Annotated in this window: 22 protein-coding genes; 2 read left to right on the top strand and 20 right to left on the bottom strand. The window is 39.3% G+C overall.

The genetic code is table 11. From position 1 onward, the window contains the following. Window positions 1-50 precede the first annotated feature (50 nt). The 14 genes from HMPREF2810_RS10870 to HMPREF2810_RS10805 form a co-directional block, all read right to left on the bottom strand. On the bottom strand, window positions 51-902 hold the full coding sequence (locus HMPREF2810_RS10870; RefSeq protein WP_002359140.1) for a PTS system mannose/fructose/sorbose family transporter subunit IID: 852 nt from the start codon (window positions 900-902) through the stop codon (window positions 51-53). Then, a complete protein-coding gene (locus tag HMPREF2810_RS10865) occupies window positions 902-1,651 on the bottom strand; it encodes a PTS mannose/fructose/sorbose/N-acetylgalactosamine transporter subunit IIC (RefSeq protein WP_002355079.1) in 750 nt (249 codons plus the stop codon). Before HMPREF2810_RS10865 ends, HMPREF2810_RS10870 begins: the two co-directional genes overlap by 1 nt. A 23-nt stretch (window positions 1,652-1,674) precedes the next feature. Further along, window positions 1,675-2,169 carry a PTS sugar transporter subunit IIB gene (locus HMPREF2810_RS10860; protein WP_002368351.1) on the bottom strand — a complete coding sequence of 165 codons (495 nt, stop codon included), beginning with the start codon at window positions 2,167-2,169 and terminating at the stop codon, window positions 1,675-1,677. Between the two features lie 19 nt (window positions 2,170-2,188). After that, a complete protein-coding gene (locus HMPREF2810_RS10855; protein WP_002367343.1) occupies window positions 2,189-2,590 on the bottom strand; it encodes a PTS sugar transporter subunit IIA in 402 nt (133 codons plus the stop codon). Window positions 2,591-2,661: 71 nt separating this feature from the next. Further along, a complete protein-coding gene (locus HMPREF2810_RS10850) occupies window positions 2,662-5,475 on the bottom strand; it encodes a sigma-54-dependent transcriptional regulator (protein WP_002383331.1) in 2,814 nt (937 codons plus the stop codon). 120 nt (window positions 5,476-5,595) lie between these two features. Beyond that, window positions 5,596-6,123, bottom strand: coding sequence for a histidine phosphatase family protein (locus tag HMPREF2810_RS10845; protein ID WP_002359138.1), 528 nt, complete (start codon window positions 6,121-6,123; stop codon window positions 5,596-5,598). Window positions 6,124-6,188: 65 nt separating this feature from the next. Beyond that, complete coding sequence (locus HMPREF2810_RS10840; protein ID WP_002383330.1) at window positions 6,189-7,637, bottom strand: amidase; 1,449 nt, start codon at window positions 7,635-7,637, stop codon at window positions 6,189-6,191. Between the two features lie 96 nt (window positions 7,638-7,733). Next, window positions 7,734-8,399: a helix-turn-helix domain-containing protein gene (locus HMPREF2810_RS10835; protein WP_002383329.1), complete on the bottom strand. Its 666-nt coding sequence runs from the start codon at window positions 8,397-8,399 to the stop codon at window positions 7,734-7,736. A 381-nt stretch (window positions 8,400-8,780) separates the two neighbouring features. After that, complete coding sequence (locus HMPREF2810_RS10830) at window positions 8,781-9,989, bottom strand: ABC transporter permease (RefSeq protein WP_002383328.1); 1,209 nt, start codon at window positions 9,987-9,989, stop codon at window positions 8,781-8,783. Further along, complete coding sequence (locus HMPREF2810_RS10825) at window positions 9,986-10,660, bottom strand: ABC transporter ATP-binding protein (RefSeq protein WP_002383327.1); 675 nt, start codon at window positions 10,658-10,660, stop codon at window positions 9,986-9,988. Before HMPREF2810_RS10825 ends, HMPREF2810_RS10830 begins: the two co-directional genes overlap by 4 nt. Then, a complete protein-coding gene (locus HMPREF2810_RS10820; RefSeq protein WP_002383326.1) occupies window positions 10,653-11,819 on the bottom strand; it encodes an efflux RND transporter periplasmic adaptor subunit in 1,167 nt (388 codons plus the stop codon). Before HMPREF2810_RS10820 ends, HMPREF2810_RS10825 begins: the two co-directional genes overlap by 8 nt. Before the next feature lie 171 nt (window positions 11,820-11,990). Continuing rightward, window positions 11,991-12,290 (bottom strand): rhodanese-like domain-containing protein, encoded by a 300-nt coding sequence (locus HMPREF2810_RS10815; protein ID WP_002355066.1) that lies wholly within the window; start codon window positions 12,288-12,290, stop codon window positions 11,991-11,993. Beyond that, entirely contained in the window at window positions 12,283-13,932 is a 1,650-nt protein-coding gene (locus HMPREF2810_RS10810) for an FAD-dependent oxidoreductase (RefSeq protein ID WP_002383325.1), read from the bottom strand. The genes HMPREF2810_RS10815 and HMPREF2810_RS10810 overlap by 8 nt, the downstream gene beginning before the upstream one ends. Beyond that, window positions 13,933-14,247: a rhodanese-like domain-containing protein gene (locus tag HMPREF2810_RS10805; RefSeq protein ID WP_002365287.1), complete on the bottom strand. Its 315-nt coding sequence runs from the start codon at window positions 14,245-14,247 to the stop codon at window positions 13,933-13,935. Window positions 14,248-14,415: 168 nt separating this feature from the next. On the opposite strand from HMPREF2810_RS10805, the gene HMPREF2810_RS10800 reads away from it, so the two are divergent. After that, entirely contained in the window at window positions 14,416-14,676 is a 261-nt protein-coding gene (locus HMPREF2810_RS10800; RefSeq protein ID WP_002355063.1) for a metal-sensitive transcriptional regulator, read from the top strand. 45 nt (window positions 14,677-14,721) lie between these two features. Here HMPREF2810_RS10800 and HMPREF2810_RS10795 read toward each other — a convergent pair whose 3' ends face one another. Next, window positions 14,722-15,981, bottom strand: coding sequence for an MFS transporter (locus HMPREF2810_RS10795; RefSeq protein WP_010715452.1), 1,260 nt, complete (start codon window positions 15,979-15,981; stop codon window positions 14,722-14,724). 97 nt (window positions 15,982-16,078) lie between these two features. Then, window positions 16,079-17,287: a pyridoxal-phosphate-dependent aminotransferase family protein gene (locus HMPREF2810_RS10790; protein ID WP_002355061.1), complete on the bottom strand. Its 1,209-nt coding sequence runs from the start codon at window positions 17,285-17,287 to the stop codon at window positions 16,079-16,081. A gap of 171 nt (window positions 17,288-17,458) precedes the next feature. Between HMPREF2810_RS10790 and HMPREF2810_RS10785 the strand changes: the two genes are divergently transcribed. After that, a complete protein-coding gene (locus HMPREF2810_RS10785) occupies window positions 17,459-19,084 on the top strand; it encodes a PucR family transcriptional regulator (RefSeq protein ID WP_002383322.1) in 1,626 nt (541 codons plus the stop codon). Window positions 19,085-19,201: 117 nt separating this feature from the next. On the opposite strand, the gene allE is transcribed toward HMPREF2810_RS10785, so the two are convergent. The 4 genes from allE to HMPREF2810_RS10765 form a co-directional block, all read right to left on the bottom strand. Further along, the gene (gene allE, locus HMPREF2810_RS10780) at window positions 19,202-19,987 is read right to left on the bottom strand and encodes a (S)-ureidoglycine aminohydrolase (protein WP_002383321.1); all 786 of its coding nucleotides are present in this window, start codon (window positions 19,985-19,987) and stop codon (window positions 19,202-19,204) included. A 21-nt stretch (window positions 19,988-20,008) separates the two neighbouring features. Beyond that, window positions 20,009-21,232 carry an allantoate deiminase gene (gene allC / locus HMPREF2810_RS10775; protein ID WP_002383320.1) on the bottom strand — a complete coding sequence of 408 codons (1,224 nt, stop codon included), beginning with the start codon at window positions 21,230-21,232 and terminating at the stop codon, window positions 20,009-20,011. A 181-nt stretch (window positions 21,233-21,413) separates the two neighbouring features. Then, entirely contained in the window at window positions 21,414-22,778 is a 1,365-nt protein-coding gene (gene allB, locus HMPREF2810_RS10770) for an allantoinase AllB (RefSeq protein WP_002383319.1), read from the bottom strand. Beyond that, window positions 22,779-24,275 (bottom strand): allantoin permease, encoded by a 1,497-nt coding sequence (locus HMPREF2810_RS10765; protein ID WP_002383318.1) that lies wholly within the window; start codon window positions 24,273-24,275, stop codon window positions 22,779-22,781. Window positions 24,276-24,600: the final 325 nt, after the last annotated feature.

The following is a 24,600-nucleotide window of genomic DNA, read 5'->3' as shown; positions in this document are numbered from 1 at the left end:
AATGACTTCTTTTAAGTGGAATTTTTCGTAACTATTCATTATTTTCTCCTTTATAACAAACCAAAGAATGAAGTGACCAAACTAACTAAGACAATCGTGCCGATAATGATACCGTAACGTGGGCCTTTCTTTACCATGAAGAAATAAATAGCCATGACTGCTGCTAAAGGAAGTAACCCTTTCATAATTTGATCTAGAATATCTTGTAAAACAATCGTGGCACCGCCAGTAACTTTAAACGTCATCGGGCTAGCAATTTTAACATAACTCGCACTTAAAGCGCCCATCATCATCATTCCTAAAACATTTGCTGAATAAATGACTTGCTTAATTTTGCCGTCTTTTAACAAACTTAAGATTGAATTACGCCCTAATGTATAGGACTTATTCACTAATGTCCAACTGATGTATAACGTAATGGCTGTGTACAGAACCAACGGACCGATACTTCCAATCACGTTACCTCCTTTAGCCATTGGAATAAAAATGGAAATGATTAACGGCATTAATGCTGCCCAAATAATCGAATCGCCAATCCCAGCCAGCGGACCCATCAACCCAGTTTTAATCGATGTGATCGCCGTATCAGAGATCGCTGCACCATTGGATTTTTCTTCCTCCATAGCAATTGCAATCCCTTGAATTGAAGCCCCTACTGTTCCTTCAGTATTAAAAAAATTCAAATGACGTTTCAGAGCTTCTCTTTGTTGTTCTTCATCGTCTGCGTAAAGTTTTTTAATTGCAGGAATCATCGATGCACAAAAAACTAAACTTTGGAGACGTTCATAAGAATTGGATAACTCACAGCCTAGTTGATAAATCCAAAAGGCTTTGGATAATTCTTTTTTAGTAATTTTTTTCTGTTCCAATTGTTGTTCATTTGCTTGTGTCATTTGTTCCATTATGCTGCCTCCTCACTCAATGCCTTATTTCTAACTAAAAAGGCAATACAGATTCCTAAAATAGCGACGGCCATAACTTCTGCGCCAAAATATACTACTGCAACAAAACCAATTAAAAAATAAGGAATCAAATTTTTCTTGCCAATTACCATAATTGTTAAGGCGAATCCTAACGCTGGTAAAATACCACCCATTACTTCAAAGCCGTGCATCAACCATGCTGGGATAACTTCTAAGACTTTATTCACCACAGATTGACCAAAAAAGTTCGCCGCAAAAACCAACGGAAAGCGAATTAAAAATCCCGCTAAAGCTGGATAAACAAACGCAGCTCGGTAAATCCCCCCATAATTTAACTCTTCTGCATATTTATCAGCCATATGCACCCACGTCGCATTGATGGTCCGCCGTAATTGATCCATAAAGACGCCTAACACACCAAAAGGAACAGCTAGTGCAACAGCCGCCTCGGCATTCATTCCCACACCTAAAGCAATTGGAATCGCAATTGCTGAAGCTAAAGCCGGATCACTAGGCACATTGCCGCCCGGTGTAGAGGTGACTCCGAGATAAACAAGTTGAATCCCCGCCCCCACAACCATTGCTTCACTAAGTTTTCCTGTTGCTAAACCAGCCACCAATGCTGCACCTAATGGCTGAGACAGCATGCCTGAAAATGTGTACCCAAAACGCAAACGTGCAAACCAATAATAAAGTCCCATAATAATTGAAACACCTAAAACGCCCATATGATTCTCTCCTTTTTCTCTGATTATAGTGATTGATATTTTTCAATTAATTTTTGAATTGGTAGGGGATTTTCTTCGGGAATCGCTTGGAAGAAAACATGGATGCCCTTCGTTAAAAGTTCAGTCAAAATTGCAACATCTTCTTCAGATAAATTGATATTTTTTAAAACATTTTTCCGATTTGGTCCGCCACCTAAGCCACCAACTTGAATCTCCTCTTTAATAATTTCTTGGTCCACCATCGCTTTTAAGGTCGTTAAATCTGGCACTAAAAATAACACCTTTTTCTCTTCCTTTTCTTGCGATTCCCAATATTCTTTGGCATTTTCAATCCCTTTAATTACTACAGAAACCCCTGGAGGCGCTGCCATTAAATAAATACTTTGTAAAAATTCATCTTGCTCTAGTTCATCACTCACTACCAAAATTTCATTTGCACCTGATTGTTGTAACCATTTAGTCACTACTTGTCCATGGATTAAACGACTATCGACTCTTGTTAATACGATTTTTGACATTCTGTTCACCTGTACTTTCTTATTTTGGAATTTCTAAAATTTGACAACTGTCTACTGCTGCTTGTTGAATCATTTCTGCGTCTTGTAAACGAAACCCAGGACCACTTTGTTTCATGACGGATTCTAATAATAACGATGTGCATAGTCCGGACACAATCAGGAGGTCATAATCTTTTGATAAACGCAATGCAACGTTACTAGGTGTGCCGCCTTTAACATCTGTTAAAATTAGCAGCTGGTTGTGCCACGTTAATTGTTCAATTTTTTCTGTGACTCGTTCTAAATAATCCCCCAGTGAATCCTCTGCTTGTAATGCAACTTCATGTACATTTGTAACTTCTCCAACAATCATCTGGACGCTTTTGACTAATTCCAAGCCCCAACCATTGTGTGTTAAAAGTAAAATTGGTTCATTTTCCATAAACAAACTCCTTTGCTAATTAATCATTTTATTAAAAGCAATAAGTGTGCCAACTTTCATTTCCGTTTGAATTAAGCCTTTTCAAAGAGCAATTCATAAATATAACGCACTTCCAAAGGTGGAATCAACAAATTATAGGACACTTCAATCGGTCGAAACGCCATTTTTATGACAGATACTGCTTCTGGCAACTCTCGGTATGACACTTCATAAGCTGTCGGGTCATATTCTGGATTTAGCAATTGCCGTTCTAACATACAAGCACAATGAATGATAAAACGAAGTAAAATCTTTTCGTCACTTTTTATTTTGGTTTGCAAGCAAATGTCTGAATAAATCTTAGCTAATTCGATTGAAATGGTTGTCGGATTCAAAACTGTTAGTAAGTCTGTAATAGCTTCGATTGATAATCCTTGAATATATTTAGCTGAAACTTTCTTTAGTAACTCTTGGTTTTGTTTTTCTTCTAAATGATGGCCTAATAATTCGAAAACTAGCTGAATGCCCCGCTTCGATAGTAAATCTTGTAAAGAAATAAACGGAATATCTGGCACTTCTGTCTTTACGGTGCCAATGATGCCAACGATTTTCTCTTCTTTCCGAATAAAAGAATGCAAGCGATCAATGTCTTCCACTTCTCTTTTCTCTAAAGTAATGATGCGTACATTCGTTAGTAATTCATTGGGAAAAGTTTTTAGTAACAACTGTTCAATTTTAATAGCAGTCCCCATGCCAGTTAGACAGGAAATAATGAGAACTTTTGCCTCGTTGAAGCGACCTTTACTGCAAATCAAGGCGCGATGATTTTTTTCTTTTAAGACTGGTAATAGATACTCAAACGCCGTCGATTCATAAATGACTTCTCGGGCCACTTCTAGCAATGTTAAGAGATTGATATTGCTAATTAGCAGCACTTCCATTTGAAACGTTTGACTGATAGCATTACCAAAGTAAACCAAGGAACCGATGTCCACCATTAAAATAATTTTTTTATACTGATTTTGCTTTACAATTGTACGGACTTTTTCTAATGTTTCTTCCACTGATTGATTAATTGGCATATCAACTGCACGCATGACCGTTGTTGAGAACAGAAGGTTGGTGTACTCAACCATGCTGCTGGCCGTCGCGGCACCATGTGCAACGACGATAACGCCACAGTTTTCTTCAACTGAGTGCGCTCTTTTTTTAGCTGTGACTTTACGAATAAATAGATCAAAAAAGAGGATTTCCGTATCAGCAAAAGAAATCCCAAACAGCGTTTGTAAAAAGTCCACCATGGTCTTAGCAGCTTGATACTGGGTTACTTTGCCAGAATAGATATTTTTGGTATCTGAATAAAATGTTTCATTCATTTGTGCAGAATAAAAAACAGCAGAATAAAGGTGGACAATTAAAATATTCTGGAAATCCTCTGTCAATTTTTCTTGGATTAATTGTTCAAAAAAGACAATGGCTTCTTGAATTTTTGGCTGCAATGTTTCGTCAATGGCCTCTAAGGCTAGCGGTTCTTGAGCAAAAATGTCCATATCATAAAGTTGCTCGACTTTGTTTTGCATGATTGCTAGCGCATCCTCTGTCGAAAGAGTTAATTTTTTCAAATCTGCATATTCTTTCAATAGAAAATTATAAAAACGATCATTTTTCAGACTTTCTGATTTGAGTAACTCTTGACTGCTTAAATAAAAATGGTTGTATTGAATCGTGAGGCCATCGTTAGGTATCCACTCATTAAAAGCCAGCAGACTTTCTACATCAGGTTGCTCTTTGACTGTCCCCTCGTTTGCTTCAATGCAAATAGTTTCCGTTAATTGATCGAACACCTCTAAATAGGCTTGTGCGCTCATAAATTGAATCGCCGCTTTCAATTCGCCAACGTTGGCTTCAAAATGAGTAAACGTTAATTGTTTCAACGCCTCATAACGAATATGGATATTCTTTTGAATCCGTTGACTTTCTTCTAAGAAAAAGGACAAAATCAATTGAATTTTTTCTTTCATAGAGCGCTCGGCTAAAGCTGGAATAGCTAATGTCACAGGGATCCTTCTTAAAAACGTTTTCAAAAAATGTTGATTGACTGCTTCGGTTGTTGCAAAAATAAATTTTATCGATACATTTCTTTGTTTTTCGGCTTCACCCATCCGTGTAAAATACCCTTTATCCAAAACTGTAAACAATTTTTCTTGACCTTCGCTCGTTAATCGATGGACTTCATCTAAAAATAAAAAACCACCATCTGCCAACTCCACTAAGCCTTTTTGGTCATTGACGGCACCAGTAAAACTGCCTTTTTTATAGCCAAACAGATGAGAAGTTAATAATTCTGGATTGTTGAAATATTCTGCACAATTAAAATAAATGAATGGAACTTCTTTGTTCATTTTAACTTGATAAAATTGGTGTAATTGTTCTGCAATTAAGGTTTTCCCAACTCCAGATTCTCCAGTAAGTAAAATATTCAAGCCATTAGGCGGATATAAAATAGCGGCTTTCAACTTCTTGATGGCGTCTGCTAAGCTCCCATCAAAACCAATTACGTTCGCAAATGGATTCATTTTCAGTAGCTGCTTTTTCTTATGTATCTGTTCTGTCTGTTGATAAATGTCCTCTTGCAGCGAAGCGAGGGAATCGTAACACGTGCTACTTTTAAAAAAAGGAAACTGTTCCTCTAAGTAGTCTTTATCAAAAAATAACACTGGTCTTGATTTAACTTTAACGACTTGGTCTTTTCTCACTAATTCTGAAAGCTCTTCACTAACAGCGGTTCGGGTATAGCCAGAGGCCTGACTTAATTGCGAAGCCGTTGCGGGCAACAAGGTTGCTTTGCTACTTGGATTTTGTACGTGAAACTTTTTTAACGCTTGATGAATATTATCAATTCTCATAGTCTTTTCCCCATTTCTTTTTTGATCAAAAAGTTAATTTATTATACATTAAAACGGAAGCGATTTCTTATTTACCATAAAAAAATCAAGTCTTTAACCAAAAGATTAAAGACTTGATTTTTATTCTCCGTATTGTACAAGTTGTGTATTTTCACAATGAAAGTCCAAGAAATCTTGGATTTTTTTACCATTGAAGTAGTTATCAATGACTCGCATAACCGCATTGTGGCAAACAAATAGGTAAGTTTCCTCTGAAGCCAAGGCTTCCTCAATCAAGGGATAAATTCGGCCCGCGACATCTAAGACTGATTCCCCTTCTGGAAATGGCAAGGAAATCTCAGAACGATTTTCCTGGAAAGCCGTTGTTTCAATCGGTTCACCATCATAAATGCCAAAATTCATCTCAATTAAACGTGGTTCTGTTTCAATCGTCAATTGATTTCGTTCCGCAATTTTACGTGCTGTTTCTTGCGCCCGTTTTAAAGGCGACGCCAGTAAACGGTCGATTTGAATTCCTTGTTTGGCAATTTTTTCAGCTACCAATTCCGCTTGTTGATAGCCTTTTTCGGTCAATTGCGCTTCCGCATGACCACAAATTCTACGGGCCACATTATAATCTGTTTCACCATGTCTCACTACGTACAGCATTTTTCCACCTCAGTTTTTTGTCTTGTGTCTATTTTATCTGAAATTTGGTCACAATAACACCCTATTTAGCGATAACTTTCTGGTAATTTAAATTTGCCTTCTTGCTCAAACTGTTCGCCTACTTGGAATAAGAGATCTTCACGTCCACGAGCAGCCAGCAATTGAATGCCTAAGGGTAACCCCGTTGCCGTCACATGTGTGGGCAAGCTGATGGCTGGTTGTCCTGTCAAGTTCGCTAGTTGAGTATACGGTGTTAGCTGTAAACTTTTATCAAAATAATCATAGATTAATTCAGCTAATTCTGCTTCTGTTAATTCTGCTGCTTGCGCCATTCGTTGACGAATGTGCTCACTTTGCAAATCTTCGTTAATTTTTGGTGCTGAAAAAGCCGTTGTTGGTGATAAAAACAGATCAAATTTTTGGAAAAGTTCTTCCATCGTTACTGCTGCTTGATCCCACAACTGTAATGAATGAACATAGGTGGCTGCTGGAATCTTTTGGCCAAATTGATGCATGGTCCATGAAAAAGGTTCGATTTCTTCTTTACGAATTGGGCGCCCGAGCCCCTGTTGAATGCTATTCATCATCGCTGTAGTTTCTGCGCCGTTCATTTGATAATAGGAGCGAATCAGCGCTGCACCATCGACTGGATAAGGAATCTCAATGATTTCATGGCCAGCGGCTGCCAGAAAATCAGCCGCTTGTTTCGCCGCTTGTGTTGCTTCTGGCGAAATCAGTGAGCCGATAGGCGAAGCGGTGCACAGAGCAATTTTTAGCCGTTGTTTTTTAGGGTGTGTTTGCCATTCTGCCAAGGGCGCTTGGTAGGGGGCGCCACTGTGGCTACCACGTAGGCCATAAAATAATGCTTTGGTGTCTCTCATAGAAATAGTCAACGCAAAGTCAATCGAGGCACCTTGCCAGCCTCGCCAGCCTTCTGGGCCGACAGGCATGGAGCCACGGCTAGGTTTTAAGCCAATTAAGCCACTAAAAGAGGCGGGAATTCGGATGGAGCCACCGCCATCACTAGCGCCGGCGATAGGAACAATCCCGCTAGCGACAACTGCGGCAGCGCCGCCACTGGAACCGCCTGGCGAATGTTCCAGGTTCCAAGGATTGCGGGCTGGCCCGTAAAGCGCAGGATCCGTAATATTTTTAAAGCCAAACTCTGGGGCGTTGGTTTGTCCTAAGGGCATCAAACCAATCGTTTCTGCTTGTTTGACAAAGTTAGAGGTCGTTGTTGCAGTACTATTTTTAAAAAGTTGCGAGCCGGCCGTTGCTGACCACCCCGCTTTTTCTTGGCCTAACATTTTCAATGGAAATGGCAAACCAGCAAATAGTGTGTCCTGGTGTTTATTTTTTTGATAAGTTGCTTCTGCTTCTTGGCTATCAAAGGTTACAAAGCCATTGATCTTTGGATTTAACTTTTGGACTTTTTTCTCAATATCCTTTAAGAGTTCTGTGCGACTTACTTTCTGTTCTTTTAATTGTTGTACCCAATATAGTCCGTCTTTCATACAGACCCACCTCCTATACTATTCCGTATTAGTATAGCATGGTTTTTAGAGGTCATCCTGTGATGGTGATTTTCATTCGTCAAGTGCTTCTCTATTTTAAGTAAATAATTCGCCAATGTAAGGAAGCAACTGCGGATGCAGTTTGTAGCCTTTATACCGTGTATTTTGGATACCTTGTTTTTTAAAGCCCCCTACTTGAATTTTTTTATTTAATTTTGTCAGCTGTTTGGTCATTTTTTTTCGATTGTTGGCTGTTTCTTCTGTGTCATAAATTAATTTACACAGGCGCTCCATTGGTAAGTGTTCTTTTGGCGTACTGTACAAGACAGCCAGTAGTGCCCGTTCTGTAGCGGTTAGCTTTATCCCTTCTACGTTTAACTTTTCATCTTCTCGTTGGATGGGTTTATTTAATTCTGCCAAGAGGAGATTTTCTCTTAATGTATCCAAAGTCGCATCCAATCGTAGCCAATTGAGAATGCCATATTGATAGCTGATGCTCAATTCTTCCGAGGTAGGAATGTCTTCGGAGCGAAGAAACAACGGCGTTTTAACTCTGGCTAATTCCTTTAGATATAAATATTGTTCTTTGCGAGGAATCGTTTCGCTGAGAATGATGGCATCAAATTTTCGATAAAACAAATGACTTTCCTTAATTTCACCAATCAGACACGTCGTACAAAAAACTTGGTGATCTAAATGCTGTAAGCGGTTTTGAAAAGCAGTTTCTGATAAAATATTTTTTGTGATGACCATTATTTTCATTCTTGATTCCTCCTTAATTCTTTTTTAGTTCAAAATTTTCTCAATTTTCGTGTTTCGATTTGATATATTTAGTATACTGGAAATTTTTCGAATTAAAATTTAGAAATTTACAAGCAAATCAGTCATTAACAGTCATTCCTATAATCCCTGATTTATAAAGGCTTTCTAATAGTCTTATTTAAAAAAATATTTGTTATTTAATCCTCAATATGCTATTTTTTTAATTTTTTCTTTTTTTATTTAGCTAACAAACGTCAAAAGGTTGGTAGCTAATATCAACCTTTTGACGTTTGTTAGCTATTTTCTCTTGAAATCTTTGGATTTTTTTCTACTTTCACTAAAAAAAACAGCCAAAAGTGGCTGTTTTTTTGCTGCTTATATTTATTTCATAATATCGATCAAGTCTTTTTTCGAAGCTGCCGAGGCAGGGAAATAGCTAAATACAACCCCGATAAAGACAGAAATCCCGATGGCTAATGAAACGGTCATTAAATCTGGTCGAACAGAAAACGGTAGTGCCATTGAGGCCAAGTAGGCAATAATCATTCCTAAAAGATAACCAGTAATTCCGCCGATTAAGGTCAAGGCAATTCCTTCTGTTAAGAATTGCTTTTTAATATCACTGGCTGTCCCGCCCAATGCACGTCGGATACCAATTTCCTTAATCCGTTCTGAGACCGAAATGTACATCATATTCATAACGCCGACCCCAGCAATTACCAGTGAAATGGCTGCAATTGCGGAAATAAACAAGGTTAAATTATTTAATAAAGAGCCCATTTCTTTGATGGTATCTTTAACATTATATTCTTGATATGTCCCGCTGTTTTTCATGGTTCCTTGTTGAGAGAGAGCTTTTATTGTTTCTTTCAATACTTGATCTGGTTGGTAGCCAGGTGCCACTGTTAGCTTCAACGTAGATGTATCTTTTAGCTTGCCGAAATAATGTTCATAGGTCTTTTTGGGAAAATAAAGTAATGAGTCATCATTACCTGGACCAATGGCACCGCTGGTATTGGTTGTCACGCCAACAATGGTAAAAAGTTGCTCTTTATATGGAAAAGTTCGATTAACTGCTGCAGTTGGGTCTTGGTAGAGTTCTTTGGCAACCAGTTCATCCACCACCACTGTTTTATCCAGTTTTGCATTGTCTCCATCATTCAGTTGGCGTCCCGCCAACAATTCTTTGGTGGTTTTGTCGGCAAGTTCATAGGTTACAGAAAGATTTTTCGGTCCTGCTTGAAAATTCAGTGTACCTTTTTGGGCGCCATCAACTTCTCTTTGATCAAAATCAATTTTTTCTACGCCAGGAACCATGCGCACGACCCCTAAATCATTGTCAGTAAACATCGCTTGGTCACTAAACATATCCGAAGTGTTGTAGGCCGAAAAAGAAATCTTCTTCACATTTTCTTTTTGTTTTTCAGCGGATAATTTATCGACCATGTCTTCTTTAAAGCCGTTACCGATAGCCACGATGGTAATCACCGAAGCGATCCCGATGACAATCCCTAGCATCGTTAACAAGCTGCGTCGCTTATTTTTCAAAATGGAACGGAAGGCGGTTTTCCAAATAATTGAACGTTTCATGTCAGCACCTCCTCTAAAATCTTTCCATCACGAACTTTAATCAAACGATTGCAGTATTCAATTGTTTCTTCATCATGTGTCACTAAAATAATGGTGACACCTTCATTGTTTAATTGCTGAAAGAGCGTTAAAATTTCTTCTGATGTTTTACTATCTAAAGCCCCAGTTGGTTCATCTGCAATAATAAAACTTGGCCGATTGACAATCGCACGCGCAATGGCCACACGTTGTTGTTGTCCGCCCGAAAGTTGTTTTGGATGCTTCTTGCCTTTATCTGGCAAGCCGACTTTTGTCAGAACTTCGTGGACACGATCTTTGGCTTCTTTTGGGGTTAACCCACTATATAAAAGAGGTAATTCAATGTTTTCTTCAACTGTTAGTGTTTCAATTAAACTAAAATTCTGAAAGACAAAGCCGACTGCTTCATTTCTAATTCGGGATAGTTCCTTATCAGAAAAGTCGCCAATTTCACGGTCTTCAAATAAATACGTTCCTTCAAACTTTTTATCAATAAAGCCTAGCAAATTAATTAAAGTCGATTTCCCAGAACCAGAAGGACCCATAATCGCTAAAAATTCTCCAGCCTCTACTTGGAGATTAATATCATCTAACACATGCAGTGTTTCTTCTTCGGAATAATAATATTTATGAATATGGGCTAGCTTAATCATTGGCAGCTACCTGAACATCTTGATTATCTTTTAATTCTTTATTGGGATTGGCAATCACTTGGTCTTTCCAGTTCAAGCCACTTTTGACAACTTTACGACCTAAATTTGTTTCTGTTTCAATCGGTGTTTTTTTCGCTTTGCCCGCTTTGTAAACATAGACAAATTCTTTTTCGCCATCTTTTTGGATTGCTGCTGTCGGTATAATCATTTGCTTTTGCGGCACAGCGATGCTAGTAGACAAGCCTTCTGCCCAAGGAAAATCACCTTCTACTGTAAATTGATAACTCACTACTGGGTTGCCTTCATTTTTAGCTATTGGGGTTTGCGCGATGGAAACGATTTTGCCTGGCGCTGTTTTGCCTGAACCAACGGTCGTCACTGTTACTTCTTCCCCTGTCTGTAATTTATCGTAATCATACTCGGTTACTTTTCCTTGAATATTTTTCTTTTGTGTTGCAATTTTAATGACTGGTTTGTCGGTACTACTCATGGCACTAGCATCGACAGTGACTTGGCCATCAATTGGTGCTGTAACAACTGTGTTGACTTTGCCACGTGTTTGTTCAAGCGTGTTTGCTGCTCCGACGGCATCACTGTTGGCTAATTGAAGGGCTTGGTTAGCTTGGGCGACTTCACTATTCGCAGCACTAACAGCTTCATTCAATTGCTGAATTTCCGCATTTAGTGTTTCTTTCTCTTCAGCCTCTTTTGCGGTGTTTAATTTTTGCTTGGCTGCAGCAACTTTGTTTAAGGCTTCATTGTATTTTTGAGTGGCTAAGTTAACGTTCTCTTGTGCTTGTTGGACTTGAAGATTATTCCGATTAACGGCATTCGCTTGTTCTGTTTCTGTGGCTTGGATGTCTGAGTTATTGTACGTTAACAATGGACTATCTTTCTTGACTTCTTTACCATTTTCAACATTTATTTCGGCAATTTTCCCTAAAGAAGGATCAAAGAAAATATCCCGAGTATCTAGAAAACTCACTTGACCATCTAATTTTAATGAGGCCATTTCTGTAATGGTATACGTTGTGTATTCAGGTTCAACTTCTTTTGAAGAAAAAACTGTTTTTGCTCCGATAAATCCGACGACGACCACTGCGGCACCAATACCGAACCACACTTTTTTATTTCGCTTCTTCTGGCCTGACTTTTTCATTTATTTGTTCCTCCTTGATTTCTGTTGACGAGTTTGTCATTTTATTTAGTATATAATGAATAAAAAAATCGGTCCCTTCATCTTCCTATCATTCCTCTTACAGTTTTGACACATCTTTATCTAACAAAAAAACGTTTATCCTGTGTAAAAGGATAAACGTTTTTTGTTATTTTATTGTTCTAATTGACCCAACCAGCCAGATGTACCACCTAGAACATTGGTTACTTGATACCCTTGTTGACTGAGAAACGCACATGCTTGTGCGGAGCGCGATCCCATTTGACAAATCAGATAATAGGGTTGGTTTTTATCTAATTGCTGATAATTTTCGGTTAAAGTACTTAAAGGTAAGTTGATGGCCTGAGGGACATGCCCCAGTTGGTATTCCATTTCTTCTCGTACATCAATAATCGGTAATTTTTTTCGTTTTGCTTCCTGATAAAATTCAGGCATGCCAATCGTGTTATACATTTTCTAGTTCCTCCGGTTTTACCATTCTATATAGCGCAAAAGCACCATCTAAATTTCTGACTGAGATGCCCGCTTGCTTTAGCATCCGTTCTGCAATATAACTACGCAAACCACTGTGACAACTAACAATGTACTCCGTTGACTTGTCTAATTCCTCCAAACGTTCTCTTAACTCATTTAAAGGAATAGACACAGCATTTTTAAATTGACCATTGGCTTGTTCAGCGGGATTACGGACATCTAATAAAACAGCCCCCTTAGCTAATTCGTTGGATAACTCATACCATTGAACGTTTTCACTCAATCCTTCTACAAGGTTCATCGCTGCATAGCCTAACATGTTCACAGGATCTTTCGCTGAACCAAACGGCGGCGCATAGGTAAACTCTAATTCAGGCAAATCAAAAATAGTTAACTGTCCTTTAATAGCGGTCGCAAGAATATCAATCCGCTTATCTACGCCCTTTGCCCCAATTCCTTGTGCGCCATAAATTTCCCCTGTCGTAGGATGGAAAACTAATTTTAACTGAAGATCTGTTGCGCCAGGATAATACCCCGCATGGTCTTTTCCACTGATATGCACAACAGCTGTTGTTAGTCCAGCAGCTTTAGCAGCCCGTTCGCTTAAACCAGTTGAAGCGGCGGTTAAATCAAAGACTCGCACAATGGCGGTCCCAATGCTCCCTTGATTTTTTCTCTCTAACCCAGCAATCACATCCGCTACTTGACGTCCTTGGCGATTGGCGGGGGAAGCTAAAGAAATCAGCGCATCTTCTTGAGTGATTTGTTGTTTCACTACAATAGCATCCCCAACCGCATAAATATCGGGTTGATTCGTTTGATAGTGTTCATCAACAACAATACCGCCACGTAAACCAGTTGCTACACCTGCTTCAACTGCTAAGGTATTTTCTGGTTGGACACCCACCGACAAAATGGTTAAATCAGAAGCTAATGTTTGACCGTCCTCTAAGCGAATCACTTGCCCTTCTTCTTCAAAAGCAACCGCAGACTGTCCCGTAATTACTTGAACATTGTTTTTGCTTAATTCAACTTTGACAAAAGCGGCCATTTCTTCGTCTAATGGCGGTAAAACATGGGGTGCCTTTTCCACGAGAGTGACTTCTAATCCGCGTTTTTGCAAGTTTTCTGCCATTTCCAAGCCAATGAAGCCTGCGCCAATCACGACGGCTCGTTTTGTTTCTGGTGTCAAGGCTGTCATAATTTGATCTAAATCAGGAACATTTCTTAATGAAAAAACATTTTTGGCTTCTGCCAATCCTGTAATTAGCGGCACAAAAGGTTTCGCCCCTGGTGATAAAATTAATTTGTCATAGTGTTCTGTTAAAATTTCTGTTTCATGTTTCACTGTGATCACTTTTTCTATTGGATCAATCGCCACGACTTCATGGTGAGGACGAACATCTAAATTAAACCGTGCCTTTAACGCTTCGGGTGTTTGAACAAGCAGTTGCTCTCTTTCTGCGATTTCGCCAGAAACGTAGTAAGGCAAACCACAGTTTGCAAATGAAACAAAAGGGCCTTTTTCCATGACAACAATTTCAGCATCTTCCATTAAACGACGTAAACGTGTCGCTGCTGACATGCCACCAGCCACGCCTCCGATAATTACAATTTTCATTTATTTTCCTCCTTTAATTTGACCAGACCATTGGGACATCCCGCCACGAACGTTAATCACGTGATAGTTTTTTCTCGCTAAAATTTTGGCCGCATTTTTGCTGCGCATGCCGGACTGGCAAATCACATAGACCTCGTTAGCGGATTTGTTGTAGGCGGGAATTTTGTTAAGTGGGACATTAATCGCTTGTGGAATATGCCCTGCGCGGTATTCGCTAGGTGTCCGGACATCTAATAACGTTATCTCTTTAGATAAACGTGACTGCAATTCTTTTGTTGAAATACTTGGCGTTTTTTTAAACAATTGAAATAACATCTTTTTCTCCTTCTCTTATATACCTTACGGGGTATATTTAACATGAAAAAGTTAGACTTGTCAACTGAAGAGATTTCTGCCATTTTTAGATTCAAAGAAAAGATAGTTGACAAAAATACCTCGTGTAGGTATATTTTAAACCAATCACTACTCTTAAGGAGGGGCAAAATGACTGAAGAAAAAAAGAAAGTGCTGAATCGTTTACGCCGCACAGAAGGTCAAATTCGCGGGATTCAAAAAATGATTGATGAAGAAAAAGAATGTATCGATGTTATCACTCAGTTGAGTGCGGTCCGTTCTAGTATTGATCGCGTAATGGGGATGATAGTTGCGGAGAATTTAAAGCATTGCTTTGAAAATCCTGAAAAAGATCCTAAAGAACAAGAAGAGCGATTAGCACAAGCGATTAATATGATTGTCAAAAAGTAAAACAACGCAAACTTATTCAGCGAAAGATAAGTTTGCGTTGTTTTTTTATTTATTAGACGAATCTGCCCCGCGTTTTTTTAAATTGACAAGCATAAAAAGAATCGTGCCAATTAGTAAAATCACGACGGCGATATAAAAGCCCATGACTTTCGAACCCGTTGTGTCAGAAATTTTCCCAGTTAAAGCTGGGGCGATTACAGATGACATCATGCCGAAAAAGTTAAACACACCCAAAGTAGTGCCAATTCCAATTTTTGGTGCATTTTCACCTAGCCAAGAAATAATAATCGGTTCTACAGCTAATTTCCCTAAGAACCCATACATAATTAAAGCAATTAATAACAACGTTGCATTACTTACTTGTACAGTTAACAAAAGCATGGCTGTTGCTAAAAATTCTAAAACAACGATGAATTGAACTTTTTTATGCATGTACTTATCCGCCAACCGACTAAAAAATAACGCTCCTGGAATAGAGGCAAATGCGACCAGCGAAGAGGACAATCCAATTGCCGCTCCTTGGAAACCACGTTCGGTACTTAAAAAATTAGGTAACCAAGTCACAATCATATAATATGCATAACAAGTGCCAAAATATAAAATATACGCAAATAGCATATGTGGCGCAAACAGTTTTTTAAAGGGCACCTTTTCTTTTACCGCTTCGTTATCTTTTTCATCAACAACGGTTGGCTGAATCAAGGCCATATCTTCTTTATGATTGCGAATAATTACTTGAAAAGCCACTAACATACAAATAATCATAAAGGCGGAAATGTACATCATCACCTGCCAAGGTAATCCTTTTTGGGCAACTAAATAACTAGATAAAATCATTCCTAAACCTGAACCAACTGCTGAACCACTGTTAACAATAGCTGTTGCAAAACTTTTTTTGGCTTGAGGAATGTTTTGCGACGTCAACGAGTAAGCCGAGCCATAGAAAGAACCACATCCTAAGCCTGCCAATAAGCTACCTAAGTAAATTGTTCCAATCGTTTGGGCTTGGGCAATCAGTAATGCTGCCAGCGTAAACAAGATAAAGCCTGGAATTAATACACGTTTTTTCCCAATTTTGTCTACCAAGAAGCCTGCAGGAATCTGCATGACTACGTAACCGAGAAAATAAAAGCTAGAAATGGACCCTAGGGCCGTATCGGAAGCGTTACCATTTAAAGACGCACGAATTTGCGGATAAACAGGAGAAAGCGCGGAACGATAAATCCAGATTATTACCCAGCCCATACATAGTAAAATAACGATTTTTTTCCAATAAGCCAACGAACTTTTTGTCTTGTCTGTCATTTTCTTTTCCTCCACCAATCATTTTTTTGGTTAACGTTTCATAAGGAACAAAAGCACTACGCTTTTTTACGTAGTGACCTTTGTCCTACCTTCTTTTTTAGTTTAAATACTCAGCCAATGCATGAGTACTACCGCTACCGCCTTCAAATTGATAACCTTGGTGTTTCAATACAGTCTCAAAGGCACTCAAGAAATGCAACACATTGTCTTCGCGACTGCTGTACCCCATATTACCGACCCGCCAAATTTTTCCTTTTAAATCACCGAAAGAAGAGGCAATTTCAACTTTAAAATGATCCAGTAATAAGCTCCGCACCTTTTCACCATCAATTCCTTCTGGAATGACCACAGGAATGACTGTTGGTGTTTTTGTGTCTAACTTCCCGAAAATTTCTAAGCCCATTTTTTGCAGACTTTCAACTAAAATACGATCGTTTTTCCGATGACGTGCGTAGACATTTTCCATGCCTTCTTGAAGTAACAAGCGCAGCCCTTCATGTAGCCCATAAATCATTGTAGTCGCTTCTGTATGGTGATTTAAGCGCTCTGGTCCCCAATATTTTTCTAATTGCGATAAATCCAAGTAGTTACTTTGAATGAACCGTTCATTCCGCGCATCCGCGCCAAGCCCTAACTCTTTTTGGTAACGGCCCGCCAGATAATCGGCTACACGTTGGTTGTAGGTAATCAAAGAAAGGCCTGAAGGTACGCTGACACATTTTTGAGTGCCTGCTACCGCAATATCAATCTTCCAATCATCGACCTTTGTTTCGACACCGCCGTAAGTCGCCACCATATCTACTACGAAGAAAATTTCATTTTCCCGACAAAAGGCGCCAATTTGATCCAGTGGTTGCATTTGTGCATTCGCCGTTTCGCCGTGGACCATCGCAACAATTTTTGGTTGATGTTCTTTAATCGCTTCAATCACCGTTGTTTGTTCAAACGGTGCGAGCCAGTCCTTTTCTAAATAAATGACTTCGGCCCGGGCGCGTTCGCAAATTTCACCTAATAAATAAGCAAACCGGCCATACGCAGGCACAAGCACTTTGTCGCCTGGCTCAATCAATGCAAATAACCCCGCTTCCAAGCCTGAACGTGACGTGCCATCAATGGCAAAGGCTTGTTGATTCTTTGTGGCAAAAGGTACTTTAATCATTTCCCGAACTTCATCCATAATTTGTAGAAATTCTGGATCGAATTGCCCTAAAATTGGTTGACCCATTTGACGAAGTACCGATGGATGGGCTTCGACTGGTCCCGGCGTCATGATTGTTCGCCGTACAAAATTTGGTTGTTGATACATAGTAATCCCTCACTTCATTTTTAATTCTTCTCTTTTATTATCTTTGGAAAAACTCAGAAATTCATTGTTCAATTTGCACTATTTTGACTTTGTTTTTTAGACATATTCAATAACTATCTTTTGTACTCCTTTTTATTCTTCGCTATACTATAAAAAAAGGAGGTTGTTGTGATGAAAATATTAGCTGAGGTCTTGGCTTTACCAAGATTTTCTGATTTACAATTATTATCGTCTCACTCAAACTTAACACAGCCCTTGGAAAGTGTAGAAATCACGGAAACACCTGATGTGGCTGATTTTATCCCTAAAAATGTCATGATTTTAACAACGGCAATGATTTATAAAGATGATCAAGAAAAATTGAAACCTTTTATTGACTCGCTAAAACAAGCAGAGTGTACGGCTTTAGGAATCAAAGTTGGGCGGTTCCTTGACGAAATTTCACCAGAAATTGTTGCCTATGCCAGTGCCGTTGATTTGCCCCTGATTAAAATTCCTAGCACACAGCCACTAGGCGGGTTGTTGCATGAAATTGTAGGCTATCTTCGTGATAGCAAAACCGAACAGATGTCTGCGGCATTTGACATCCAAAAGCGTTTTTCAACATTATTAATGCAAGATGTTGATGCTACGCGTTTCATCGCTGAATTTGCGAAAATTTTAAATGCGCCAATTATTTTATTAAGTCCTTGGCAACAGGTGATTGCCCACTCGAATTATTTTTATGGCAATCAAAAATCGGCGGAGTTTTTCATCGAACAATTATCAAAAGACCACTTTCAACAATTGGCACAAGAAAAGAAAATCTTTCGTTTACAGGATGAGCGACAAGAAAACATTCAAGTAGCTGGCTTTCCAATTCGTGTGAACGATTATTTTCCCTATTATTTATTGGTCTTATCTCCTGAACAGATTCCTTATCCTATTTCTGAATTTGCCATTGATCAGGCCATTTTAGTTTTGACTTTTATGTTATTTAAAAACCAGAAAATTGCTGAATCTTTTGAACATCTCAAAACAGACTTTTTGGACCGCTTGCTTGATACACATCAAAAAGCGCTGAGTAAACATCAAAATTGGTTGGAACTTTGGAAAAATTATCGTTTAATCAACAGTGATTATTATCAATTAGCGATTGTCTACGGCGTGACTAAACCAGAAAATGAAACCCATATTCGTTATCAGCAAGCGGAAGGGCAACTAATTTTCCAATGGCTCAAAGAACAATTGCCGGAAATCCTGCCAGATGTCGCCTTGTTTAAATTAAAAAATCAAAATAAAAGTATCTTGATTTTTCAATCTAAGAAAAATGACCATTTGATGATTTTGCAAAACCTCGCTGAACGTTTGCAACAGGCTTTGCCTATTACCATTCGCTTTGCTTTAGGCAATGCTTATGAAAACCTAGAAGATTTGCCTAATTCTTATATTGAAGCTTCCTCGACATTAGAGGCTTCTTTACACGCTCAAAAACCAGCGACTGTGCAATTGTTCCATCCCAAAGGCCTAGCTGGACTTTTTGAAAAGATTGGCACTGAAGATGTTGAATACTTTTGCCAGCAACAATTGAAAGAGTTGGCCTATCCGACGGAACCGACGTTACAAGAATTACGAAAAACCTTGAAAGTTTTTTTAGATTTCAATTGCGAAATTACTAAAACGGCCAACGCTCTTTACCTTCACAGAAACACCATTAAATATCGCATGAATCAATGTGAAAAATTATTAGGTACCTCTATTCAAGAGCCTGAGACGAGTTTACTCTTACGGGTAGCGCTGGAACTTTCAGAAAAATAATTAACAGGAAAATAGCCGAATAAAAGTAACGTCTACCAAGAAAAAGGACTCTACCGTTCACCACTGCGTGTTCAAATCCTATTGTTCCGAGGTCATTACTTTACATTCGGCTTTTCGTTATAATTCTGGTTCACGATTGGCATCTTTGGAATAAACGTACATTAACGGTTCTTCACGGCCAACCGCATAGGCTGCTTGTGGCACATAGGCACTCATGAAAATATAGTCCCCTTTTTCCACTGGATACCATTCATTGTCCAAATTGTACATCCCTTGGCCACTAATTAAATACGCACCATGCTCTTGGACATGCGTTTCAATATAGGCATGACTAGCACCTGGTTCAAAAGATAAGATATGCATATTCATATCAAAGTCAAACTCTTTCGGCAATAAACTCCAAAGCAAGACGTCTGTCATTCCTTCATATTCTTCGGGTTGTTGGTCATGAATTGACCCAACCACTTTATAAGGTTGATGGCCCGCCAACGGCTGATAGCGTTTTTTATATAAGAAAACTTCTGTGTCCGCTTCCTGTGCATTCGCTAAATACATTTTCATTTCAGGCGTAAAGTAGGCATAGCCCCCGGCTTCAAGCTCATGAGTTTCTTGACCATCTGAAACGCGCAAACGACCGTCAATGACATAAACCAACGTTTGGATCCCGTCGCCACCAAAACCAGTTGTTTGTTGACCATTTTTGTGAAACGTAGCAATGTAATCCACAAATGTCGCACCTAATTTAGGCGATCCCAAAATGGAAACATCGACATTTTCAAAACCAGGTACTGCATTTTGCACCAAACCATCATGGGGAATAATGGCGTAATTGTCTTTTTTTATCACAGCTCTTGATGTTAACAATTCTTTTTGGTAACCAACTCGATTATTTTTATAACCCATCACAATTCTTCCTTTTCTATCTTATTTATACGCTAATTCATATAAGGTATCTGCTAAAAGCTTGACGCCTTCAACCAAATCTGGAAATGCCGTTGCTTCTGCTGGATTATGACTAATCCCACCAATACTTGGCACAAATATCATCGCCGTCGGGTAATGGGGCGCAATAATTTGCGAATCATGCCCAGCGCCACTATGCATCATACGATACTGATACTTGCCTTCTTTGGCTTTTTGTTCAATAACTTCTACAATTGCTTGATTCATCGGTACAGGGGCTTCATCCATCCAGCGGTCAATTGCAATCGTTAAGCCTAATTCTTGAGCAATTGTCTTCATCCGTTCTTCTAATTCACCGGTAAAATGTCGTAAAAAAGCAGCGTCGGTATGACGGCAGTCAATTGTAAATTCCACTTCTCCAGGCACCACGTTGACTGTATTGGGTTTCGGAATGACTTTACCGAATGTTAAAACTAACGGATCACCAATTTCATTCGCACGATCAATGGCTTCTGCACAAATTTTAGCAAAACCGTACACCGCATCATGACGATAACTCATTGGCGTAGTGCCTGCATGATTGGCTTGCCCTTTTAAGTTAACCGTGTAGCGACGTTGCCCTACAATACTATGAACAACACCGACTTGGAGTTTTTCATTCTCTAAAATATTGCCTTGTTCAATATGAATTTCGACAAATGCTTCAATGTCCTCACGTCTAGTTTGCTCCTGCCGAAAATCAAAGCCTTGGCGATGCATCTCATCAACAAACTTTTTACCTTCGTTGTCAGAGATATCGACTACTTCTTCACGTTTGGCTTCACCAACAACATTTTTGCTTCCCCAGAAAACCGTTGGAAAACGACTCCCTTCTTCTTCAGCCATGGAAAGCACTTCTAGAGAACGCCGTGGTTTCCCATATTTGTCTAATAAATATTGAACAGCCGTCATGGAAGCAATAACACCATATTGACCATCTAAGGTCCCACCATTAACTACTGTGTCGATATGTGACCCAGTTAAAATCGTTTCCTGAGGAAATTCCGTTCCTGCCACTCGACAAAACAGATTCCCGACTTCGTCAAATTGCGTTTCCAGTCCAAACGCCTCAGTTTGGCTTTGCACATACTTTTGTGCTGCCAACCACGAATCTGTATAAAGTAAGCGTGTCATCCCTCCTGCAGGATCACTCCCAATTGCTGACAACTCTTCGATTCTTTGTTTTAAAACTTTTTCCAAGTCCATCACAAAACCTCCTGACTGATTACACTCTGATTGTAAACGTTTCCCTAGTTATCTTCATTGTACTTATCAAACAAAATTAAGCCTTTTTTTGTGCAAAACAACCAATAAACATCCTCTAACTCGTGGACAGAGGCGCTAATTCAATCACGCTTCTGTCCCTTTTCATTTCTAAAATAGGTGTTTAATTTTTGATAAATACGCCGTTAAACGCCTCGGTTACCCCAGTTTCTTGTTCGTAAATTGTTTCGCCTCTTAAAATTGTTTGAATCACTTGGGTCCCAATTTCACGACCAATGTAAGGACTAATTTTATTTCGGTATTCTAAATCTTCTGCTTTTAAGATATACGGCGCATTAGGTTTAATTAGTACAAAATCGGCATCCTTACCAATGCTGATGCGGCCCTTTTGTGCTAAGTGATAACGGTCAGCTGGGTTTGCTGCAATCATATCCGCGAATTGTTTCAAGGATAAACCACGTTTTTGGACGGCTTCATCGAATAACACGTCGACGTTATTTTGAACACCAGAAATGCCGCCCCAAGCTTCAAAAGCATTGGTTGTATCTTTTAAGTCTGGCGTACAAGGAGAATGGTCAGAGGTTACAAACGCGATGCCGCCTGTTTGCACGTGGTTCCATAAGGCGGCTTGTTGGTCCGCGTCACGAATCGGCGGCGAACATTTGACAACTGGACCAATGGCATCAAGTTCATCCGTGGTAAAATATAAATAATGCGTACATGTTTCACAAGTCACATCTACCCCTTCTGCTTGGGCTTTTAAAACTTCTTCCACGCCTTCTTGACAAGCCACATGACAAATATGAATCCGACAACCTGTTTCTTTGGCAAATAAAATGGCTTTTTGAATCGCTTCAACTTCGGTAAACACAGGACGTGTAGCTACATATGCCGCTAAAGTAGTTTCGCCATTTTGATAAGCTAACGCGCCTAATTTATCCGTAATTGGCGCATTTTCTGCATGGATTGCTAGCACTTTGCCAGTTTTGGCGACTTGTTTCATTCCTTCATATAGCGAATAATCGTCGACATTTTGAAAATCTCCTTCAATTGAACGATCGCCGCACGTTCCTAAAAAGCATTTATAGCCGGAAACGCCTCCTTCATCAAGTTCCTGAATCCCACCAGCCAAGTTGGTCGGGACCACGCCACCAAATGACCCTACATCTACTTTTAGTTTATTTTCTCCTGCCTTGTATTTGATCTCAAGAGAGGTCTTATCCACGGTTGCTGGAATCTGATTTAAAGGCATTTCCATAAAGGTCGTCACGCCCCCTTTGGCACAAGCGGCCGTTCCTGTGACATACCCTTCCCATTCATCGCGGTAACCACCACCAGGATCGGTAATATGAACATGAGCATCCACCATCCCAGGACTAACGACCAAACCCGTCGCATCAATCACACGTTCTCCCGACAAGTCTTGCCCGATCGCTACGATTTTTCCTCCTTGAACGGCGACATCCGTAATGACTTCTCCAGTTTCTAAAATAACTAACCCGTTTTTAATCACTAACTCTGCTTGCATTTATTTTCCCTCCTGATAAGCTGTTTCTTTCACTTTTTTTGAATCCCAAGTCCATTTTTTTAACACTAAGTACAGCACAAAACCTGTGGCAAAGCCCACAAACCACGAAATATCAGCAATGATTTTAACCTGTGGAATAAATTGACCACTTAAGGAAAGAACCAACGCCAGAATAGTAGCAACATACGCCGGCTTGTTTAATCCGTAAAAAGGATTGGCTTCCTCTTTTTTGTGTTTATCTACGTATAAATCATTTAAATCAATTTGTTGCTTTTGAACAAAATAATAATTCGCAATCATCACACCAGCGACTGGTCCTAAAACAGCCCCAATTGCGTTCAGAAAAATAAAAATACTATCGGCGTTTTCCATCAGTTTCCAAGGCATAATGAGAAAGCTGATAACACTGGCAATAATGACGCCTTTTTTATACGTCATTTTTTTAGGAAATAGCGCCGCCAATTGATAACCTGCCGGAATGATGTTCCCCGTTGCATTCGTTGAAATAGTCGTTAATAAGAAAACCGACATGGCTAAGACCACCACTGCCACATTATCTAAACGATCAATAATGTTTAAAATATTCCATTCTTGAATCCCAAAATACAGCGAACCACCTAACAGAATAACCACACTGGAAAAAGCGAAAATCCCATAACCAACAACTAAACCTGCTGTTTGCCCCACAACCTGAGCACGTGTCGAGCGCGCATTCTTAGTAAAATCCGCCACACTCGCACCAGGCGCTGACCAAACGGCCACAACCGAGTTAAAAATAATCAGATACGCCACAAGTGGATTGACTGAACGAATCGCACCAGAAACTTGATAGGACAAAATTGGTGTTAAACCGCCCCCAGCTCGAATGGCCCAAATCGTTAATCCAATAATAACGACATAAATCAATGGACTTAAAATGGCGGTAAACCGGTTCAAAATTTTGCTACCACCGAAACCTATTGCCACATTTAAGAGCCAGAAAAGAGTAAACGCCATTAATTCAGGTAGCCTGAGACCAAAAAACTGGAATGACCCACCAATTTGTAAAAAGTTCGGCCAAAATTTCCCGAGAATAATTAATAAAGCGAGCGATCCTGTAAATGTTTGCAGACCAAACCAAGCAATCGCGGCCACACAACCTCTTAAGAACCCTGGCAGTTTTGCTCCGAGACTGCCGTAAGTAGACTGTAAGTGCATCGCAAAAGGAATGCCATATTTAGAGCCAGCCACACCATTCAAATTCATGAAAGTTGCTACAATGAATGAGCTTAACACAACTGCCAGCATAACTTGCAGCGGCGATAAACCTAAGAAAATAAAGCCGCCAACTGCTGCATAATTCGGGATATTATGAATCGAACCCATCCATAATGTAAAAAAATTGCGCGCGCCCATTGTCCGTTGTTTCGGGCTACTTGGCAACAAATCCTCATTGTAGCCACGTGCTTTCAGCGCTGTTTCTTCTTGAGCTGTTACTTGAGACACATTTTTCTCCACGACAAACTCTCCTTTTTATTAAAAATTTTTTCTATTAAAACACCCTGCCTTCTCTTTTTTGTCACTTTTGCACAAACATGCGTACTGCTCTCATCACACGAATTGTAAGCGCTTTTTATAACAAGAATCATTAGTTACCCCAACTAAATAACAAACGATTCTTTGTTCACTTTGAACGAAAAAATAGCAACCTTTTTTATATCGCCCTCTCACTCTAGAAAATAAGAAACAAATCTTTTTATTCACATATTATGTACAACTTCTCTTTTTCAATGCTAAAATACGCTTATTATTAAAAATGACATAAATAAATTATACAGTTAAA

The organism is Enterococcus sp. HMSC078F03, from assembly GCF_001811595.1.
GTDB lineage: Bacteria > Bacillota > Bacilli > Lactobacillales > Enterococcaceae > Enterococcus > Enterococcus faecalis.
The sequence above is the reverse complement of the archived record's forward strand: the minus strand, read 5'-3'. Positions and strand labels throughout refer to the sequence as shown.

Coding starts and splice junctions, on each gene's coding strand:
- HMPREF2810_RS10870 (WP_002359140.1), bottom strand. CDS start 902: ATGGAACAAATGACACAAGCAAATGAACAACAATTGGAACAGAAAAAA.
- HMPREF2810_RS10865 (WP_002355079.1), bottom strand. CDS start 1,651: ATGGGCGTTTTAGGTGTTTCAATTATTATGGGACTTTATTATTGGTTT.
- HMPREF2810_RS10860 (WP_002368351.1), bottom strand. CDS start 2,169: ATGTCAAAAATCGTATTAACAAGAGTCGATAGTCGTTTAATCCATGGA.
- HMPREF2810_RS10855 (WP_002367343.1), bottom strand. CDS start 2,590: ATGGAAAATGAACCAATTTTACTTTTAACACACAATGGTTGGGGCTTG.
- HMPREF2810_RS10850 (WP_002383331.1), bottom strand. CDS start 5,475: ATGAGAATTGATAATATTCATCAAGCGTTAAAAAAGTTTCACGTACAA.
- HMPREF2810_RS10845 (WP_002359138.1), bottom strand. CDS start 6,123: ATGCTGTACGTAGTGAGACATGGTGAAACAGATTATAATGTGGCCCGT.
- HMPREF2810_RS10840 (WP_002383330.1), bottom strand. CDS start 7,637: ATGAAAGACGGACTATATTGGGTACAACAATTAAAAGAACAGAAAGTA.
- HMPREF2810_RS10835 (WP_002383329.1), bottom strand. CDS start 8,399: ATGAAAATAATGGTCATCACAAAAAATATTTTATCAGAAACTGCTTTT.
- HMPREF2810_RS10830 (WP_002383328.1), bottom strand. CDS start 9,989: ATGAAACGTTCAATTATTTGGAAAACCGCCTTCCGTTCCATTTTGAAA.
- HMPREF2810_RS10825 (WP_002383327.1), bottom strand. CDS start 10,660: ATGATTAAGCTAGCCCATATTCATAAATATTATTATTCCGAAGAAGAA.
- HMPREF2810_RS10820 (WP_002383326.1), bottom strand. CDS start 11,819: ATGAAAAAGTCAGGCCAGAAGAAGCGAAATAAAAAAGTGTGGTTCGGT.
- HMPREF2810_RS10815 (WP_002355066.1), bottom strand. CDS start 12,290: ATGTATAACACGATTGGCATGCCTGAATTTTATCAGGAAGCAAAACGA.
- HMPREF2810_RS10810 (WP_002383325.1), bottom strand. CDS start 13,932: ATGAAAATTGTAATTATCGGAGGCGTGGCTGGTGGCATGTCAGCAGCG.
- HMPREF2810_RS10805 (WP_002365287.1), bottom strand. CDS start 14,247: ATGTTATTTCAATTGTTTAAAAAAACGCCAAGTATTTCAACAAAAGAA.
- HMPREF2810_RS10800 (WP_002355063.1), top strand. CDS start 14,416: ATGACTGAAGAAAAAAAGAAAGTGCTGAATCGTTTACGCCGCACAGAA.
- HMPREF2810_RS10795 (WP_010715452.1), bottom strand. CDS start 15,981: ATGACAGACAAGACAAAAAGTTCGTTGGCTTATTGGAAAAAAATCGTT.
- HMPREF2810_RS10790 (WP_002355061.1), bottom strand. CDS start 17,287: ATGTATCAACAACCAAATTTTGTACGGCGAACAATCATGACGCCGGGA.
- HMPREF2810_RS10785 (WP_002383322.1), top strand. CDS start 17,459: ATGAAAATATTAGCTGAGGTCTTGGCTTTACCAAGATTTTCTGATTTA.
- allE (WP_002383321.1), bottom strand. CDS start 19,987: ATGGGTTATAAAAATAATCGAGTTGGTTACCAAAAAGAATTGTTAACA.
- allC (WP_002383320.1), bottom strand. CDS start 21,232: ATGGACTTGGAAAAAGTTTTAAAACAAAGAATCGAAGAGTTGTCAGCA.
- allB (WP_002383319.1), bottom strand. CDS start 22,778: ATGCAAGCAGAGTTAGTGATTAAAAACGGGTTAGTTATTTTAGAAACT.